The organism is Asticcacaulis sp. P2_B1 (genome assembly GCF_056404915.1).
Genome location: NZ_JBFUDD010000014.1, coordinates 1 through 15,690 on the forward strand (window position 1 = coordinate 1; position 15,690 = coordinate 15,690).

A 15,690-nucleotide genomic window follows, 5' to 3' on the forward strand; every position below is an offset into this window, starting at 1 on the left:
AAACGGTCGGAAACGGTCGGCCGAGAGGGGCCTGGAGGCCTGCCAGGCACCTTTAAACTCGTCGATGGCGCCGACGAAATTGAGGATTTCGGGGGTAATGTCGAAGGGCGGGACCGTGAACATGGGGACTTATAGCCTGTTATTTGTCTTCGTTCATCCATTTCCACCCATTTAGACGGGGGGCGAAAGCGCCTGTCGGCGTTCGTTCACCCATTTTCACCCATTTAGCGGGGGGTCAGCAGGGCCTATTGGCGGCGCCAAATCGCACGGGTAAGCCACGATTTTGTGCTTTGCACCCCAATGTCTCCGCAAACCCAGGTTGGTGAACACTCAAAAATCCCAGAACTTGAAACGGTAATTCCAAATCGATATATTTTGGAATTTATGAAAACTTCGCGGCGCGTCATTTTATACTTGAAAAAATGTTACTATATAAAAAAACAATTGACCTGATCTTGTAATTTGTTATGCATGTTACCGCAAACATCTACCTTAGAGGTAGTTTTGCCGACTATAGATGCAATAGAAACAATAAACCGTCACAGGGAAATCATCATGAAAATAGTAAACTGGCTCACGCCGGCTGTAATGGCCTGCGCCTTATTGGGTGCTGCTTCAGTTGAAGCCGCAACCTGTACTTCCGCTCAATACGGCAACTTTGTCATCGGCAGTTTCACCTTCTATAACGACATCTGGGGCTCCGGCGCCGGCGCGCAAACCATCTGCGCCAATTCGGCGAGCAATTGGTACATCACCACCAATCAGCCGAACACCAGCGGCATCAAGGCCTACGGCAATGCCAGCTACTATGTCGGCAAGTCGCTGACCAGCATCTCCACCCTGTCGTCGACCCTGAGCGAAACCACGCCGTCCGGCGGGGCGTGGGATGCGGCCTACGACATCTGGGACAGCGCCAACGCCTATGAGGTCATGATCTGGATGAACTATACCGGCACGTCGACCGGTGGCGGCAATGTCAAACCGGCTTCCTTCAACTGGAGCAGCACCGGCAATGCCGTGCCCGTCTATACCAATGTCAGCATCGGCGGCGTGACCTATAACGTCTACGAAGGCAATGTCGGCCACCCCGTCATTTCGTTCCTGCGGACCACCAAGACCAACAATGCCACGACCGACCTCAAGGCGGTCCTGCTGTGGATCAAGTCGATCGGCTATTTCGGCAATATCACCGTGGGCCAGGTGCAATACGGCGTCGAAGCCACGACGACGTCGGGCACCCAGACCTTCACGATGAACAACTATACCGTGACGTCGAAGTAATACAGCAGGAGCGGGAGGCTGGGCTTGGCTGGCTGGAGCGTGATGGCTTTGGTCGGAACCGTCAGTCGAAAGAAAGGACCCCTCACCCGGCAGGCTAAAGCCTGCCACCCTCTCCCCTCAGGTGGGGAGAGGGGGTAAGTGGAACGATTTTATCTAAGGTTATTCCCTCTAAACCAGCCTTCCGCTCTACGTTCAACCGATGTCAGGGAAAGTGCATCGCGTCATGTACACACTATTTTGCTCGGGCGGGTTGTTGCGGCAGCCGGCCCTGATGCTGTTGGCCGCGCTGGCCGTCGCGTCGGGACCGGCCACGGCGCAACAGCAGGCGCAGAACCTGTTCACCGATGCGGCGGTGACCCAGGTGACGTCGAACCAGGCGCGGCTGTCCCTGAACTTCGGGGCCGAGGCGCCGGCCTATCGCATCGACGGCAATGACCGGCCGCATGTCGAATTCCGCCTGCGCAATACGCGCAATGTCGCGATCGACGCCAATGGCGCGCCCAGGAACAATCTGAACCTTTATCTGGCGCGCGGCGTGCAGTTAAGACCCGACGGCCAGGACCTGGTTCTGGTCATGGATGCCGACGCGCCGCTGCATATCGGCGTATCGACGACCCAGCGCCGGCGCCTGGTCCTGACCATTGACGAGGCGGTGGTCACGGGGGCGGGGCCGGGGCCGGACGCCGGCAATATCACGACGGCCGACGCGGGCATCGGCTCCGGCCTCCTGGCGAGTGCCGGGCCGGTCCTGCCGTTGGCCGTCGATCCGCCGGCGGGTGAGGACGGCTATGCCTTGATCAAGCTGAAATATGCCGATGTCAGCGAGATCGTCGGTCTGTTGTCCAACGGGGTTTCGATCAAGTCGAACGACTCGTTCACGCCGTTGGAGCCCGGCTTCGGCTCGCCGGGCAATAGCGGCGGCAACAGCTATAGTCCGGTCCCAAGCCAGCCCCAGGACGAGGACCCGCCGCTGGGCCAGGCCGTCGATTCGTCGCTGAGCGTCGATCGCCGGCTGAACGCCGTCTGGGTCAAGGGATCGCCGGAGCATATCGCCCGGGTGAGGGACGAGATCGAGCAGATCGACGTGCCGGTCGACACGGTGATTTTGGAGACGCAGTTCGTCGAGCTGACCCAGGCCGGGGCGCGCAATGTCGGTATCGACTTTACCAATTCGGCCGGGCAGATCGGCGTGGCGACCTATCAGAGCGGCCAGTTCCTGCCGGGGCTGAACTATGCCAATGACCGGAGCCAGGCGACGAGCCTCAGTTTCCAGGCGGCGCTGAACGCCCAGATCCAGAACGGCCAGGGACGCATTGTGTCGCAGCCGCGGATTGCCGCCCAGAGCGGGGCTTCGGCTAAGATCATTACCGGCGACGCCCTGCCGATCCTGACCTCGATCACCTTGTCCGGGGTCAATGGCGTGTCGCAGCAGGTGCAATATGTCAATGTCGGCGTGACCTTGCAGATCGCGCCCCGGGTCAGCGGCGACGGCTTCGTCAATTCGCACGTGTTTTGCGTGGTATCGAGCGTGACCGGCTATAGCCAGGGCTATCCGACGATCAGCCAGCGGCATGCCGAAACCTCGGCCACGGTGCGCGACGGCGAGTCGTTCATCATCGGCGGGCTGAGCCAGGAGGCGGTGCTGGAGTCCTATTTCCACGTGCCGTTCCTGGGCGACCTGCCGTTCCTTGGGCGGGCTTTCGGGACGGAAAAAAGCAGCAAGACCAAGACGGATCTCTACATCGTCATCACGCCGCATATCGTGCAGCATGGGGCTCCGAACAGTGGTCCGCAGTAGGGATATGTACGACGAGCAGGGCAGATTGTCCGTCCGACGCATAAGGTTGAAGCCGGCGTTATCGGCTCCATTTCTCTACGTGGAAGCTGTTTTCGAATGTCGCGTGTGCTGAATGGGCTTTGAGGTGGAGAATCCGCAACCAGGGCATGGGGACGGAAGTGTTGAGATTCGGCTGAAGAACCGTGCCCTTGGGTGTTATCCGGGCCGAAATTATTGAAAGCGCCACCTTGTCGCGGACGTTTCCTCCGATGGCCAGAAGGATGCCCTGGCCGGTGTCGGTCGCAACGACGATATCGCAATGTGCCGGCATTGTGGAATCGAGCGCGCCCGAGATTTTTTGTTGGTCCGTCGTTCCGCGCGCCGAACATATGATGTCCCCGGCCTCGATCGGTGCAGGTAGATCGGGGCGCACGCTGCGATACCAACCCAGCCGTGACCGCTCCATATCTTGCGCATCTATTAAGAACTGGATGTGCGACGAAGACTTTGGAAAGGCAATGTCGTCCGCGCCGGCCTCGCATAATACCCAGGAAACGAAGGCCGCCGACCATGGCTCGTTCCACGACCGGCTGGAAAACAAATGTTCGTTCCTGTAGCGCAGACGGGAGCGGGGCGCCGGGTCACCGGCTTTGGAAGGCCATGGATCGACAACGCTCCAATAGCCGGCAATCGCGCCATCGACACTGTTTTCACGTTCGGTTGCGACGGCGGGTTCGGCCCCTGAACTCAAGCGAAGTGCCGGTACTCGTTGCATAACAAGGCGTTGTAATTGTGCGTCTGTCAGACCCTTAAACCGAGACGACCTGTTCACTACCGGATAACCAAACCGCCGCCACTGCGAAACCGCCAAATCGACGATGCGTTGCCGGATATAGGAAGGGCGCGGTTCCTTGGGGCAGCCTGTCTTCACGACGGTTACGTGACCGGCATCGGAAATGGCAACACGCGCATCCGGAAGCAGGGGGCTGACGGACGTCTCGATCGACAGTGTTTCGACGGGCAGGTCGCGCTGGCAACCGGCGAGCGTGAGTCCCGCGCCCATGGCCAGGACGACAAGGCACGCGGCCGGCCTCCATGTCAAAAGATGAAACTTCGACGCCGGCATGGGTTGGGATTCTCCGGCATGAAGCCTGGGTCGCTTTCCATCTCGGCTGGCTTAAACGGGATGACATAAGCAAATCGATTGAGCTTGACCTTGCACAAGCGCGCCCGCAGGCGGTCGCCATCGTCCTTGCCCAGTTCCTCCAGCACCCGGACCTGAACGCTGCCTTTACTGGAAACAATGACGATATGCTGGTTGTCAAGAAACTTTACCATGACGGGCTTTTCCGCAATGCCGCCCAGGCGCGTGACTTCCTTGGCGTTTTGCAGGTCCAGGTAATGCACGGCGCCATCGTTGGTGCCGACGGCGATATGCAATCCGTCCGGAGCGAACGCCGCACTGACCACCGCCGCGCCCAGCTGAATAGGGCCGCTGACGGGCAGTCCGCTGCGGGCGTGCCAGATCCACGCCACGTTTCTCGCATCGGCTGTTATGACCATGTCGTCTGTGTCCGAAGCGGCGGTGAAATTGACCGGTCTGTCATGACCTGAAAACAGGGCGACCCTCGCTGCATCATCCATACGAAAGACCCGGACCGGCTGATCCGTAGCGGCCACTACCACCAGATTTCCCCGGTCGGCGACGGCGCCAAAGGGAAGTCCCGGTGCGAATTTCTCCCATCTCTGCGCGCCGGTTTTGGCATCGAACACGACGACATGTCCGTTGCCGAAGGCGACAATGACATGACGAGCCTCGCTGAAGACAGCGCTCTCGGCGGGCGACACTGGCGTCATGACTTTGAAAAGGGGGGCAAATGTTCCCCGTCGCCAGGCGGTTACCGTTCCGTCGTCGGCAAAGGCGTAATAGGTTCGCCCGTTATCATAAAGGACGTGGTCGATGCGTGCGCCCGTTCCCGAATGCTCTTCTCGTTCCTGGTTTTGGCCGATAAAAATGAGGCGGCCGTCCGTGGTTCCGAGAGCGATATCGTTTGCCGGGGTGACAATGCCGGCGGTAATCGGGACGCCGAGACGGAACATCTCGGGCTGCGCGGCGACGTTGAGCGCCGACCGAACCGCCTTGCCGTCGCGGGAATAGACGAGCACGGAGGCGTTATCCGGTGCCAACAGCGCGGTCTTGTCCGTATTGCCCGGGTCCAGCCGCTTGTAAACGGTCAGAGGCTCGACCGAGCCGCTGCGCCGCAGTGCGCAATCGGAAAACGTCGCCGTGCCGGCGACTTCGCAGGGGAGCTTTGCTGCGAATACGGACGCCAGGGCGCCCGGCTTGAAGCCCGCCGCCAAGGCGAGATTCGCCGGCGGCATGGTTGCCGTCTTGATGCTGGTCGCCGCCCATTCGCGCGTCGCCTGGTTACTAAACAAGGAGAAAGTACCCCATGTCGCGAGAACGGCCGCCACCGCGACGGCGCCTGCCAGTGCGCGCGCGCGCAACTGAGAGGCTTTACCGGCCTCGAGGAAGCATCGCGCGTCATCGGAGATATAGAATTGAAATTCCGGCCGCAACGACACCGTTTGGGCATCGCGCAGGGCCCGGCCGCGATAGGTGGCGGTCACTGCGCCCTTCCGCCAAAGTCCGGCACTGGTTTCCAGGCGCTCCAGGACCTGTAAGGGACCACGCAGCAATTCGACGGCGGCGCGCATAGCCGGCCATAACCGCGCAAGGCTTTCGTGGAATATTTCGTAGACGACCTGCGTGCCGCCCGACTGGGTTTCGCCGCGGCTCTTGCGGACTAGTTTGACGTCGACCATCGCCTCGACAATGCGAAGATCGTCCGGACTGATGGTGGTGTCTCGCACCTGGCGCCGGATATACTGACCGTCTCGACCAAGAGCGACGAAATCGGGCACCAGAGCTGCGACCAATCGCGATTCCTGCGACCGGGTTTTCGCCATGACCAGGTCGATAAGGTTCTGAACGATGCCGGTCGCGCGCCCGACCGTCGTGTAACGCTCGACATTCAACAGGCGGTCGTTACGGGCCTCTTCCGCCATTCTGCTGAGCGTCAGGGCGAGGACCGGAAGGGCATCGCCGGTGATAAGGGTGGTGCGCCCATCGGTGAGGTCGGAAATGATCGCCGCCAGCAAGTCCGGCCCGACTTGGAAGGGCGGCTCCGCTTTTGACGCCGGCCCTTCGACAACCTGGCTCAGATTCTCCGGCGGAATGGCTTCGACCTTGACGAGGATTTCCTCCCTTGCAAACAGCGGCAAGGCCTGCAATTTCGGGTGATCCGAAGAGCGGACGGTTATCAGCAGTGCGAAATACAGATCCTGTCGAATGACTTCGTCGAGTATTGCCAGGACTTGGGCGCATTCCAGACTATCGGTCAGCGCCTCTTCGGCCTGATCCATGGGTAACAGGACCATGCGAGGCGTGTCGGACTGGCCGTAAAGCGTATCGTAGGCTTCGCGCAAGGCACGAAGGCTGTCGCGCAGGGTATCGCCGGCCGGTGCGCCGGCAAAACGTTTCTGCGCGCCGTCACTGCCGCACCCAATCGCATCGAAAGCCGTGCCGACGGAAGCGATCAGCCCCCGCCGGTCATCCTTGTCCGCCGGAACCTGAGTGAGGCCCGCGGGTTGCAAGCGAATGGACGGAAGGACGATAAATTCGCCGTAGCGGCGTTCAAGGCGCGCCACCAGACCGGCATGCATCAGGGATGATTTTCCGCTCCCGGAATCTCCGCGCAAGGTAATGAGCTGCTGGCGTCCCTCGGATTTTTGCGCGTGCGAAACAGCCCGCATGCTTGCGGCGATATCGGCGTCGCGGCCAAAAAATATGCCGGCATCAGCTTCCGCCAGCGGCGCAAGACCGCGGAAAACGCTGTAATCGGCCTCGCCTTTCGGGTTGACCTGGAAACTATCCGGCGACAGGCCGGAATGGGACAGGCTGGCCTCGACGGCCTTCAGAGCCGCGTCGTCCCAGGTGCCGGCCTTGATCGCCTGGTAATCGGCCAAGCCGTGTTCGAGCTGCACCGGAGCGACTTTACCAAGCAGGATGGGGATGATGAATTTGCGCCGACGATTGAGAGGTTGTTCGCGTACGCGCCGATATTCCCTCCAGCATTCCTCGCTCTTGAGCCAGGATGTGGATACCAGACATATGACGGCGACCGAGGCGTCGAGAGCTCTTTCCAGCTGTTGCCGCCATTCCTCTCCGGGCCGCAGGCCGTCTACCCTGTGGACGTCAAGAAAAACCGGTCCCCATCCCTGGGTCGTCAGCCATTCGCACAACTGCAGGGCAACCGAATTTTGTTTCGAGGAATGGCTTATGAAAATTCGCGCCATCCCTTCACGCGCCAAAAAGATTCAGAAAGACATCGAGCAGGGAATGGCGGCGCCGGCAAAATCCGCGGACCTCGACGCTGCTGAGTGTGATACGGGCCTTGCAGGTCACATAGTCGATCTTGTCGGGATGGCGATGATCCGGGTAACGGGCAAAGGTCAGGACACATGTCTTCGCCGGCTCGGCGCGTCCCAACGTACCGGCATCAAACGTCACCGGGCTGCCGCAAATCTCCAGAATATCCCAATTTTCGCGGATGCCTGCCTTGTATCCGGCCGACGTTTTGGGCGCTGTTTGAATCTTGATGGTTGAGGACCAGGCGCGTTCCTCGCCATCGCCGCTGACGCCGCTGTGTACGGCAAGCCCCAGCCCGGAAAAGTTGCGTGAGCGAAGGACCGCGCGCGAAGGGGGATCGATTGCCAGAGCTTCGTCGCGCCGGACGCAGGCGCCGTCGGCTACGAAGGGGCCGGCAGGGGAGCGCTTAATGCGGCAGAAGAGTTTGTCCTCCCAGGTGAAGTCGAGCGGCACTTCCTTAAGCTCGGCCTTCAACACGGTGTCACAATAGGCGCCGGGGGAGGCTTGTTCCAGGGTGTCAGTGCCTTCTCCGCCAAGATTGCTGGTCAGGAAATGAATGCGGTTCGCGTCGAGTTCGACCACATTCGGTCCGCAGTCTGCGCCTGTAATGACATAGTCGGCAGGCACGGGTTGCAATGTCGCGCCGTTTTGCATGGTCAGCACGGCGCGAGCCTGCCTGGCTGCGGCCGCCGCGGCAGTTTGGTCCGGTGACGCCTCATAGGACGGCACTTCATAGTCGGCATAGCTTGCCGCGGGCTCGCTTTCCCCGGAAAGAAGCCGCCGGGCGGCAAGCTCAAGCCGGTTCTGTCCTTCGAAGGCGGCGATCTGGGCATATATGGCCATGGCCTGGGCATCGTCGCCATCGCTGCTCAGGATGTGGGCCTTGTGCCAAAGGGCGTCGTCGACGGCGTTGCGCCCGGGATAGCTGAGGGCCACCAAGTCATACAAGCGCAGGGCCTCGTCGTCGGAGTTGTTGGTTTCTGCGCTCAGGCCAAGTTCGGCCATCGCGTCATCCGCCAACGGATGATCGGGATAGTTGGCGATGAGTTGCTGATAGTAACCGTCGGAATTATCGCCCCAACCCATGCGCCCCAGGAGGTAAAGGGCTTTGCCGCGATCCTCCGACGTCATCGGTTTCGAATCGACCATGCGGGTCAGGATGTTGAAGGCGACGCTGTCCCAATAAAGCTCTTTGCGGATGACCAAAAGCCGTTTGAATATCTCCGCCGGCGGCAGGTCGTCGATTCCGAGCAGCAACCGTTTGGCGTTATTGATGTCGCCGCTGATCGACTTTATGCGCAACGCGCAGTCATCGTCGCCCTGGCAACGTTGCAGGTTCTTCCTGCCTTCTGTCAGGCGATCTATGCCTGCCTGATACTGCCCCTTGTCAAACAAGGCGTTGGTTTCTTCCTGCACCACACTGGCGTAGTGCTCGAAGTTGAAATTATTACCATTCAGTCCGTAGTTCTTGATGAAGGCGCCGTAGGCAACGGCGCCTTCATTATCCAGAACGTATTTCGAGATGGCATACAGGACGTCCTCCCGGTCCAGGGAATTGGGATAGGCCTTAAGAAATTCAGCCAGAAATTCAGGTTGGTCCGGATTGTCGCGGGCGCGCGCAGCCATGGACAGGTCGCGAAATTTCGACTGCGGAAAGGTCTTCACGTGTTCGTCGTACCGGCGCATCATGTAGAAGGCATATTCCGCAAAAGGCGCATCCTGACCGCGCTTGTAGGCCTCGATATAGGTGCTTAATTCGGCTTCATCGTGCTCGTCCGTGTAATAGCCGCCATAGATGTTTGTCCGGGTCATGTGGTCGTGTAAATTTTCCATCAGGACCAGAGGAATACTGGCCCAAATATCGGCGAAATCCGAGCGGCCGCGACATGCGTTGCGCGCCTGCGCCGCGGCCGTCAACGCCGCGACGAGCCCTTCCTTTTCTCGTATCCGGCGAATATGCGCGTGAGCCTGAAAGAGAAAACGGTGATCGTCCGCCGGCAGGCCGCCATAGGCCGTACAAAGAAAGGCCAGGCCGTCCCTGTCCATTCCCGCGCCATAATAGGTCGCCGTGACCAGGCCTATGGTTTCGTCACGCAATGGCTGTTTCTTGATGGATTTAAGCTGGTTCTGCAGCATGGTTCGCGCCTCGTCATAGTGGCGCTCGCGCAAAAGCTGGTAGGCCGGCCGCAATTCCAGGCTGGGGGCGTAATCGACCCGAACAGGTTCCTGCCCGGCGAAGTGCTTTTCCTGCGCCGACGGTTTCGGTCCGCACGATGACGCGACGATTAGCAGGCCGAATAACATGGCAGCCATGGCCGACAGCGGCACAAACCGCAGATTTATCAGTAATCCCTGCCTCATGTCTTCGCCCCCGGCGCGAAATGTCACAATAAGGTTAACACCATTATGCCGTGTGCCGTCTCCACTATAACGATTTCAGCGCGCTTTATTGTTGAGTTCTGTTGCTGAAATGCAACATATGGCTGAGTCTTGACGGATAAGCTTACCCGCAGGTTGAACATCAGGTTGGATAGAAACTGAGAACTTTCGCCAAGTCCGGACATTGGCTCAATCTTTGATTGACATATGGTGCTGAGGTCTGCAAAAAATGACATCGCTTCCCGCAAGAGTGGTGTTGTCCCTTTATAGCATTGGGCGTTGTCACTGAAGTAGGCGCGCTATAAGGTTAACTCATGAGCCAATCAGATGCACGGACATCCCCGCCCAAGGTAAGATTGACCTTCCGCGTCGGCGTCATTGGTCACCGTCCCAACCGGCTTCCCAAGGACCAACGAACACTCGACGAGCTGCACGGTGTCGTCACGGCGATTCTCGATGAGGCCAAAATCGCCGTTACGGCCTTTCAGCAAGACAAACATCACGCATCCTTCTACCTCGATACAACACCTGTCATGCGCGCAATTTCCCCCCTGGCGGAGGGGGCCGACAGACTCGTGGCGGAAGAGGCCCTCAACCTGGGGTATGAGCTCTGCTGTCCCATGCCATTTTTTCAGACGGAGTTCGAAGGGGATTTCGACGTGGCTTCCGTCATCGACTTTCGCACTCTGCTGGCGCGAGCGGGGGAGGAGACGGGGCTGGTCAGGTTTGAGCTTGACGGCAGGCGCAACACGAAGACGGAGCCCGATAACGAGGCCAAGGCCTACGCGGCCGCCGGGCAGGTGGTTCTCAATCAATCGGACCTCCTGATCGTCATTTGGGATGGGGGGGCATCTGCCGGAGTCGGGGGAACACGCGACACTTTGGTGAAGGCCCTGCATTATCACGTGCCAACGATTTGGGTCGATGCCTTGCAGCCCTGGCTTTGGCGCTACCTGGCCTCGGAGGAGGAACTGGAAAGCCTCAAACGCGATGGCCGCTACGCGCTCAATGAGGCGGATGTCGGAAAGCCCGAGATGCAACGGACGCGGATCGCCGAGGTCGTCCGGCATATCGTCGACAGTGAACTGGGCCTGCCGGCGGCGCAAGGTCATACCCGTGGCCATGAGAAGAGGCGGCCGCCGACCTTGTCCGGCGTGAACGAATATTTTCGCGAACGGAAGCCGGCTCTAAATCTCGCGGTTGTGTGGAAGATGTTCCGCGATCTGGTCAATCTTGGCTGGCCGGTCGTTCCGGCGATTTCGGTCCCCAACTTCGTCGAACAAATACGGCACGACTGGCCGGTGGGGGAGGATGATTTTCCTGCCGGCAGTCGTAACCCGCCTCGCATGGCGCCGCCGTCGTCCCTCGCCATCTGGGTGAATTCGCGGTTGCGCGGCCACTACGCTTGGTCCGACAAGCTGGCCGATCTCTATGCCGACGCGTATCGGAGCACCTATGTGCTCTCCTATCTTTTCTCGGTCCTGGCCGTGTTCATCGCTCTCCTGCCTTTGGCTATGAAGTTGGAGGGAGACGCCGATCGTTTCTGTATTGCCGCAGAATTGGCCGTCCTCTCATCCGTTCTGATCCTTGTCGGCTGGGCTCTGGTCCGGCATTGGCATGACCGGTGGACCGATTACCGCCTGTTGGCCGAGCTTGTCCGGCAATTGCGTTTTCTGGTGCCGCTGGGCGGCGGCCGACCATTTCCACACGTGCAGGAGCACCTTGCCCTTTACGGCGATCCCACTTTGTCGTGGATGTATTGGCATATGCGGGGCATTACCCGGGATACCAATCTTCCGAACGCGGTGGTTACCCAGGACTATATTCGCGATTGCCTTGAACACATGGCGGCCGTGGTAGGGACCGAGCAGACCGGTCAATGGGGATTCCATGAAACGACCAGGACGCGGTCGGAACATATCCATCAGCGGTTGGAGTGGATCGCCATCGGCATTTTCTTCCTGACCCTCATGGGTATCGGATTCCACCTTTACCTGGCGTCGCCCACGAGCCTGTTCCACGCCTGGGCGCCTCTGGCCGATCATTGGCTGGTTTTGGTTTCCGCAACCTTCCCGGCGTTGAGCGCTGCCTTGGCCGGTATCAACAACCAGGGAGAATTCAAACGGCTTGCCAAGCGCTCGACCGCCATGGTCGACGGTCTGGCGCGACTCAGCAATCGTATTCAGGATTTACAGGGGGCGCAGGCACCGTTGCGGTCGGAGAGCGTTCTGCGGCTGTCCGGGCAGATCACCGAAATCATGGTGCAGGAAGTCGTGGATTGGCGTGTCATGTTCGTGGATCGGCCGCAGCCCACTGCATAATGCCACAGCGTGTGATCGGTTGCTGAAAGCCATATCGATCTGTCGTGCCGACGCATTCTGTTGTCATTCTGGAGGAACGAACCGAGGGCGCCGTTTGAAGACGTCGGCGCGGATTTCGAAGAGGCCATCCCCGGCATAATCCTGGATATGATGGCCGGCGCGTTCAAGGCGGGCAACGATTCCAGCGGCGGCGACCGGGTTGACGACCGGTCGAAATGCATCCGTGCCTATATCGATGCCCATATCAGCGACCCGGCCTTGCGCGCCTCGACGGTCGCCAGGGCCACCGGCGTTTCCAGCCGTTCCATGCAGATGATGTTCGCCAAATCCGGCATGACGGCGACCGAATATATCGTCATGCAGCGCCTCAAACTGGCCGCCGCCCGCCTGATGAACGGCGCGACCAATATTACGGAACTGGCCTATGATCTCGGCTTCAGCGACCTGACCTATTTCAGCAAGAGCTTCAAGCGCCGTTTCGGCGTGTCGCCGCGCGGCTATTGCGGCGTGACGACGGAGCGCGGCCCCAGCAACTAAGACCCGCTACGCCTTGCCGAGTCGGGACAGCCGCATCAGGCCCTGCATGAAATTATCGAGATCGATGCCGTCCAGCGCCTTGAGCAGGCGTTCGCGGTGGTCGTCCTGGACTTGCTTGGCCAGGGTTACCATTTCAGTTCCCGCCGCGGTCAAGCCGAGCTGATTGGCGCGGCGGTCCTTGCTGTCGACAGTTCTCTCGACAAGGCCGCGCGCCGCCAGCGAGTCGACGAGAGAGACGACATTGGGCCGGGCGATCTTGAGCTGGTCGCCGATGACGTGCTGACGCAAGCCCGGATGGGCCTCGACGAGGAGAAGGACGGACAGGTCGACCGGGCGCAGATCATAGACTTTCAACCCCTCGATCAGGTCGCCGAACACGGCCAGTTGCGCTAAACGCAGCTGGAAACCGATCTGATTGTCGAGTTGGGCGGTGTGGATCTGTTTGGTTTTTGGCAAGGGAAGGGTCTCTTGGCTGATTCAACGTCTTTTCTCATATCAGAAAACCGTGGCAAGGCTCAAAATAATAATGACAAACCATAATAGGTATGTAATATATCTAAAATGCATGTCAGGCCCATAAGAGCAGGCCGACACAATGACAGGGAAACAGATCATGCTTGACCAAGTGAAAGCCACGAACCTCGACCTGATCATCGGGTCCGAAGCCGTCAAGGCGGAGGGCGGCCGCATGTTCGAACGCCTCAACCCCATCACCGGCCAGTTGGCGACCCAGGCCGCCGCGGCCGGCATCGGCGACGCCAACAAGGCGGCCGAAGCCGCCGCCGCCGCTTTCCCGGCCTGGTCCGCCATGGGACCGAACGCGCGCCGCGCCGTCCTCAACAAGGTGGCCGACGAATTGGCCGCCATGACGCCCGAATTCATCGCCGCCATGAAGGCGGAAACCGGCTCGACCGCCGGATGGGCCGGCTTCAACTGCATGCTGGCGGCCAATATGATGCGCGAAGCGGCGTCGCTGACGACCCTGGTGGCGGGCGAGACCATTCCGTCCGACAAGCCGGGCTGCATGGCCCTGGCCGTGCGCGCGCCCGTGGGGGTTGTGGTCGGCATCGCCCCGTGGAATGCGCCGGTGATTCTGGGGGTGCGCGCCATCGCCACGCCCCTGGCCTGCGGCAATACGGTCGTGCTGAAGGCGTCGGAAGCCTGTCCGCGGACGCATTGGCTGATCGCCGAAGCCTTCAATCGCGCCGGCGCGCCCAAGGGCATCGTGTCTTTGGTGACCAATGCGCCGGAAGACGCCGCAGATGTTGTCGGCGCGCTCATCGACCATCCGGCGGTGCGCCGTATCAATTTCACCGGATCGACCGCTGTCGGCAAGATCATTGCTGTGCGCGCGGCCGCGCAGCTCAAGCCCGTCCTGCTCGAACTGGGCGGCAAGGCGCCGATGCTGATCCTCGAAGCCGCCGACCTGGATGAGGCCGTCAAGGCCGCTGCCTTCGGCGCCTTCATGAACCAGGGCCAGATCTGCATGTCGACCGAACGCATCATCGTCGTCGATGCCGTGGCGGACGCCTTTGTCGAAAAGTTCGCGGCCAAGGCCCGCACCATGGTGGCGGGCGATCCCGGTGTCGGGGGCACGCCGTTGGGGGCCGTGGTCGATAACCGGTCCGCCGACAAGGTGCGCGACCTGATGCGCGACGCCGTCGCGAAAGGCGCGAAGCTGGTCGCCGGCGGAGACGGGGAGGGTGTGCTGATCCCCGCCTCGGTGCTGGACGGCGTGACGCCTGACATGCGCATCTATGGCGAGGAATCCTTCGGGCCGGTCGTTTCGATCGTGCGCGCCCGGGATACCGAAGACGCCATCCGCATCGCCAACGATACCGAATACGGCCTGACGGCGTCGGTCTTCACGACCAATATCGCCGAAGCGTTCAGCGTCGCCGCCCGCATCAAGTCGGGCATGTGCCACATCAACGGCGCCACGGTGCACGACGAAGCCCAGATGCCGTTCGGTGGCGTCAAGGACAGCGGCTACGGCCGTTTCGGCGGCAAGGCCGGCATCAATGAATTCACGGACCTGCGCTGGATCACGATCGAGACCCTGCCGGGCCATTTCCCTATCTAATTTCCCGAAAGCCAGAATATTATGAATGAAGTCGTCTCCCCGGATCGCTCCGAAGCTGAAACCGTTGCTTTCGTGGTCAAGGACCGCATCGCCTGGGTGAAGTTCAACCGCCCGGAAAAGCGCAACTGCATGAGCCCGAAGCTGAACCGGCAGATGTTGCGTGTGCTCGAAGACCTGGAATTCCGCGACGATGTCGGTGTTCTGGTGCTGACCGGCGAAGGCACGGCCTGGTCGGCGGGCATGGATCTCAAGGAATATTTCCGCGAGAACGAGGCCAAGGGATTGGGCGCGACGCGCGGCGCCCAGCGCGAAGCCTATAGCTGGTGGAAGCGCCTGCGCTGGTATCAGAAACCGACCATCGCCATGGTCAATGGCTGGTGTTTCGGCGGCGGCTACGGCCCTTTGTTCGCCTGCGATTTGGCGTTTGCCGCGGATGAAGCGACGTTCGGCCTGTCGGAAATCAACTGGGGCATCCTGCCCGGCGGCGGCGCCACCAAGGTCGCCACCGAACTGCTGCCGTTCCGCAAGGCCATGTATCACGCCATGATGGGTGAGAATATCGACGGCAAGACGGCGGCCGATTGGGGGTTGGTCAACGAATCCCTGCCGCTGGCGCAACTGGAGGCGCGGGTCACCGCCGTGGCCAGGGTTCTGCTCGAAAAGAACCCGGTCGCGCTGAAGGCGACCAAGGACGCCGTGCGCCGGGTCGGTCTCCTGAGCTATGACGACGCCGAGGATTACCTGATCCGCGCCCAGGAGGCCGCCAATTCCTACGACAATGACGGCCGCAAGGAAGGCATCAAGCAGTTCATCGACGACAAGACCTATAAGCCGGGCCTGGGCGCCTACGACAAGAGCAAGCAAAAGACGAAAGCCTGAT

Annotated in this window: 10 protein-coding genes; 6 read left to right on the top strand and 4 right to left on the bottom strand. The window is 60.4% G+C overall.

Translation table 11 applies throughout. From position 1 onward, the window contains the following. The first annotated feature begins 555 nt into the window (after positions 1-555). Together AC1DX3_RS20425 and AC1DX3_RS20430 are read left to right on the top strand one after the other, a co-directional pair. Positions 556-1,281 carry a glycoside hydrolase family 12 protein gene (locus AC1DX3_RS20425; RefSeq protein ID WP_476991187.1) on the top strand — a complete coding sequence of 242 codons (726 nt, stop codon included), beginning with the start codon at positions 556-558 and terminating at the stop codon, positions 1,279-1,281. 223 nt (positions 1,282-1,504) lie between these two features. Further along, positions 1,505-3,079: a type II secretion system protein GspD gene (locus tag AC1DX3_RS20430; protein WP_476991188.1), complete on the top strand. Its 1,575-nt coding sequence runs from the start codon at positions 1,505-1,507 to the stop codon at positions 3,077-3,079. A 58-nt stretch (positions 3,080-3,137) separates the two neighbouring features. Here the strand turns inward: AC1DX3_RS20430 and AC1DX3_RS20435 are convergent, their stop codons facing one another. From AC1DX3_RS20435 to AC1DX3_RS20445, 3 genes are read right to left on the bottom strand one after another with little or no spacing between them, the layout of a single operon-like run. Continuing rightward, positions 3,138-4,184 (bottom strand): DUF2272 domain-containing protein, encoded by a 1,047-nt coding sequence (locus tag AC1DX3_RS20435; protein WP_476991189.1) that lies wholly within the window; start codon positions 4,182-4,184, stop codon positions 3,138-3,140. Further along, entirely contained in the window at positions 4,157-7,417 is a 3,261-nt protein-coding gene (locus tag AC1DX3_RS20440) for an nSTAND1 domain-containing NTPase (protein WP_476991190.1), read from the bottom strand. Before AC1DX3_RS20440 ends, AC1DX3_RS20435 begins: the two co-directional genes overlap by 28 nt. Before the next feature lie 4 nt (positions 7,418-7,421). Beyond that, positions 7,422-9,851 (bottom strand): tetratricopeptide repeat protein, encoded by a 2,430-nt coding sequence (locus AC1DX3_RS20445; protein ID WP_476991191.1) that lies wholly within the window; start codon positions 9,849-9,851, stop codon positions 7,422-7,424. A 332-nt stretch (positions 9,852-10,183) separates the two neighbouring features. Between AC1DX3_RS20445 and AC1DX3_RS20450 the strand changes: the two genes are divergently transcribed. After that, a complete protein-coding gene (locus AC1DX3_RS20450; protein WP_476991192.1) occupies positions 10,184-12,190 on the top strand; it encodes a DUF4231 domain-containing protein in 2,007 nt (668 codons plus the stop codon). 60 nt (positions 12,191-12,250) lie between these two features. Continuing rightward, the gene (locus AC1DX3_RS20455) at positions 12,251-12,727 is read left to right on the top strand and encodes a helix-turn-helix domain-containing protein (protein WP_476991193.1); all 477 of its coding nucleotides are present in this window, start codon (positions 12,251-12,253) and stop codon (positions 12,725-12,727) included. A 6-nt stretch (positions 12,728-12,733) separates the two neighbouring features. Here the strand turns inward: AC1DX3_RS20455 and AC1DX3_RS20460 are convergent, their stop codons facing one another. Then, a complete protein-coding gene (locus AC1DX3_RS20460) occupies positions 12,734-13,183 on the bottom strand; it encodes a MarR family winged helix-turn-helix transcriptional regulator (protein ID WP_476991194.1) in 450 nt (149 codons plus the stop codon). A gap of 232 nt (positions 13,184-13,415) precedes the next feature. Here AC1DX3_RS20460 and AC1DX3_RS20465 point away from each other — a divergent pair, with 232 nt between their 5' ends. Then, the gene (locus tag AC1DX3_RS20465) at positions 13,416-14,810 is read left to right on the top strand and encodes an aldehyde dehydrogenase (protein WP_476991363.1); all 1,395 of its coding nucleotides are present in this window, start codon (positions 13,416-13,418) and stop codon (positions 14,808-14,810) included. A gap of 21 nt (positions 14,811-14,831) precedes the next feature. After that, complete coding sequence (locus tag AC1DX3_RS20470) at positions 14,832-15,689, top strand: p-hydroxycinnamoyl CoA hydratase/lyase (protein WP_476991195.1); 858 nt, start codon at positions 14,832-14,834, stop codon at positions 15,687-15,689. Position 15,690 lies beyond the last annotated feature (1 nt).

Bases quoted from the DNA above. Each gene is read 5' to 3' on its own strand.
- AC1DX3_RS20425 (WP_476991187.1), top strand. From the start codon at position 556: ATGAAAATAGTAAACTGGCTCACGCCGGCTGTAATGGCCTGCGCCTTA.
- AC1DX3_RS20430 (WP_476991188.1), top strand. From the start codon at position 1,505: ATGTACACACTATTTTGCTCGGGCGGGTTGTTGCGGCAGCCGGCCCTG.
- AC1DX3_RS20435 (WP_476991189.1), bottom strand. From the start codon at position 4,184: ATGCCGGCGTCGAAGTTTCATCTTTTGACATGGAGGCCGGCCGCGTGC.
- AC1DX3_RS20440 (WP_476991190.1), bottom strand. From the start codon at position 7,417: ATGGCGCGAATTTTCATAAGCCATTCCTCGAAACAAAATTCGGTTGCC.
- AC1DX3_RS20445 (WP_476991191.1), bottom strand. From the start codon at position 9,851: ATGAGGCAGGGATTACTGATAAATCTGCGGTTTGTGCCGCTGTCGGCC.
- AC1DX3_RS20450 (WP_476991192.1), top strand. From the start codon at position 10,184: ATGAGCCAATCAGATGCACGGACATCCCCGCCCAAGGTAAGATTGACC.
- AC1DX3_RS20465 (WP_476991363.1), top strand. From the start codon at position 13,416: ATGTTCGAACGCCTCAACCCCATCACCGGCCAGTTGGCGACCCAGGCC.
- AC1DX3_RS20470 (WP_476991195.1), top strand. From the start codon at position 14,832: ATGAATGAAGTCGTCTCCCCGGATCGCTCCGAAGCTGAAACCGTTGCT.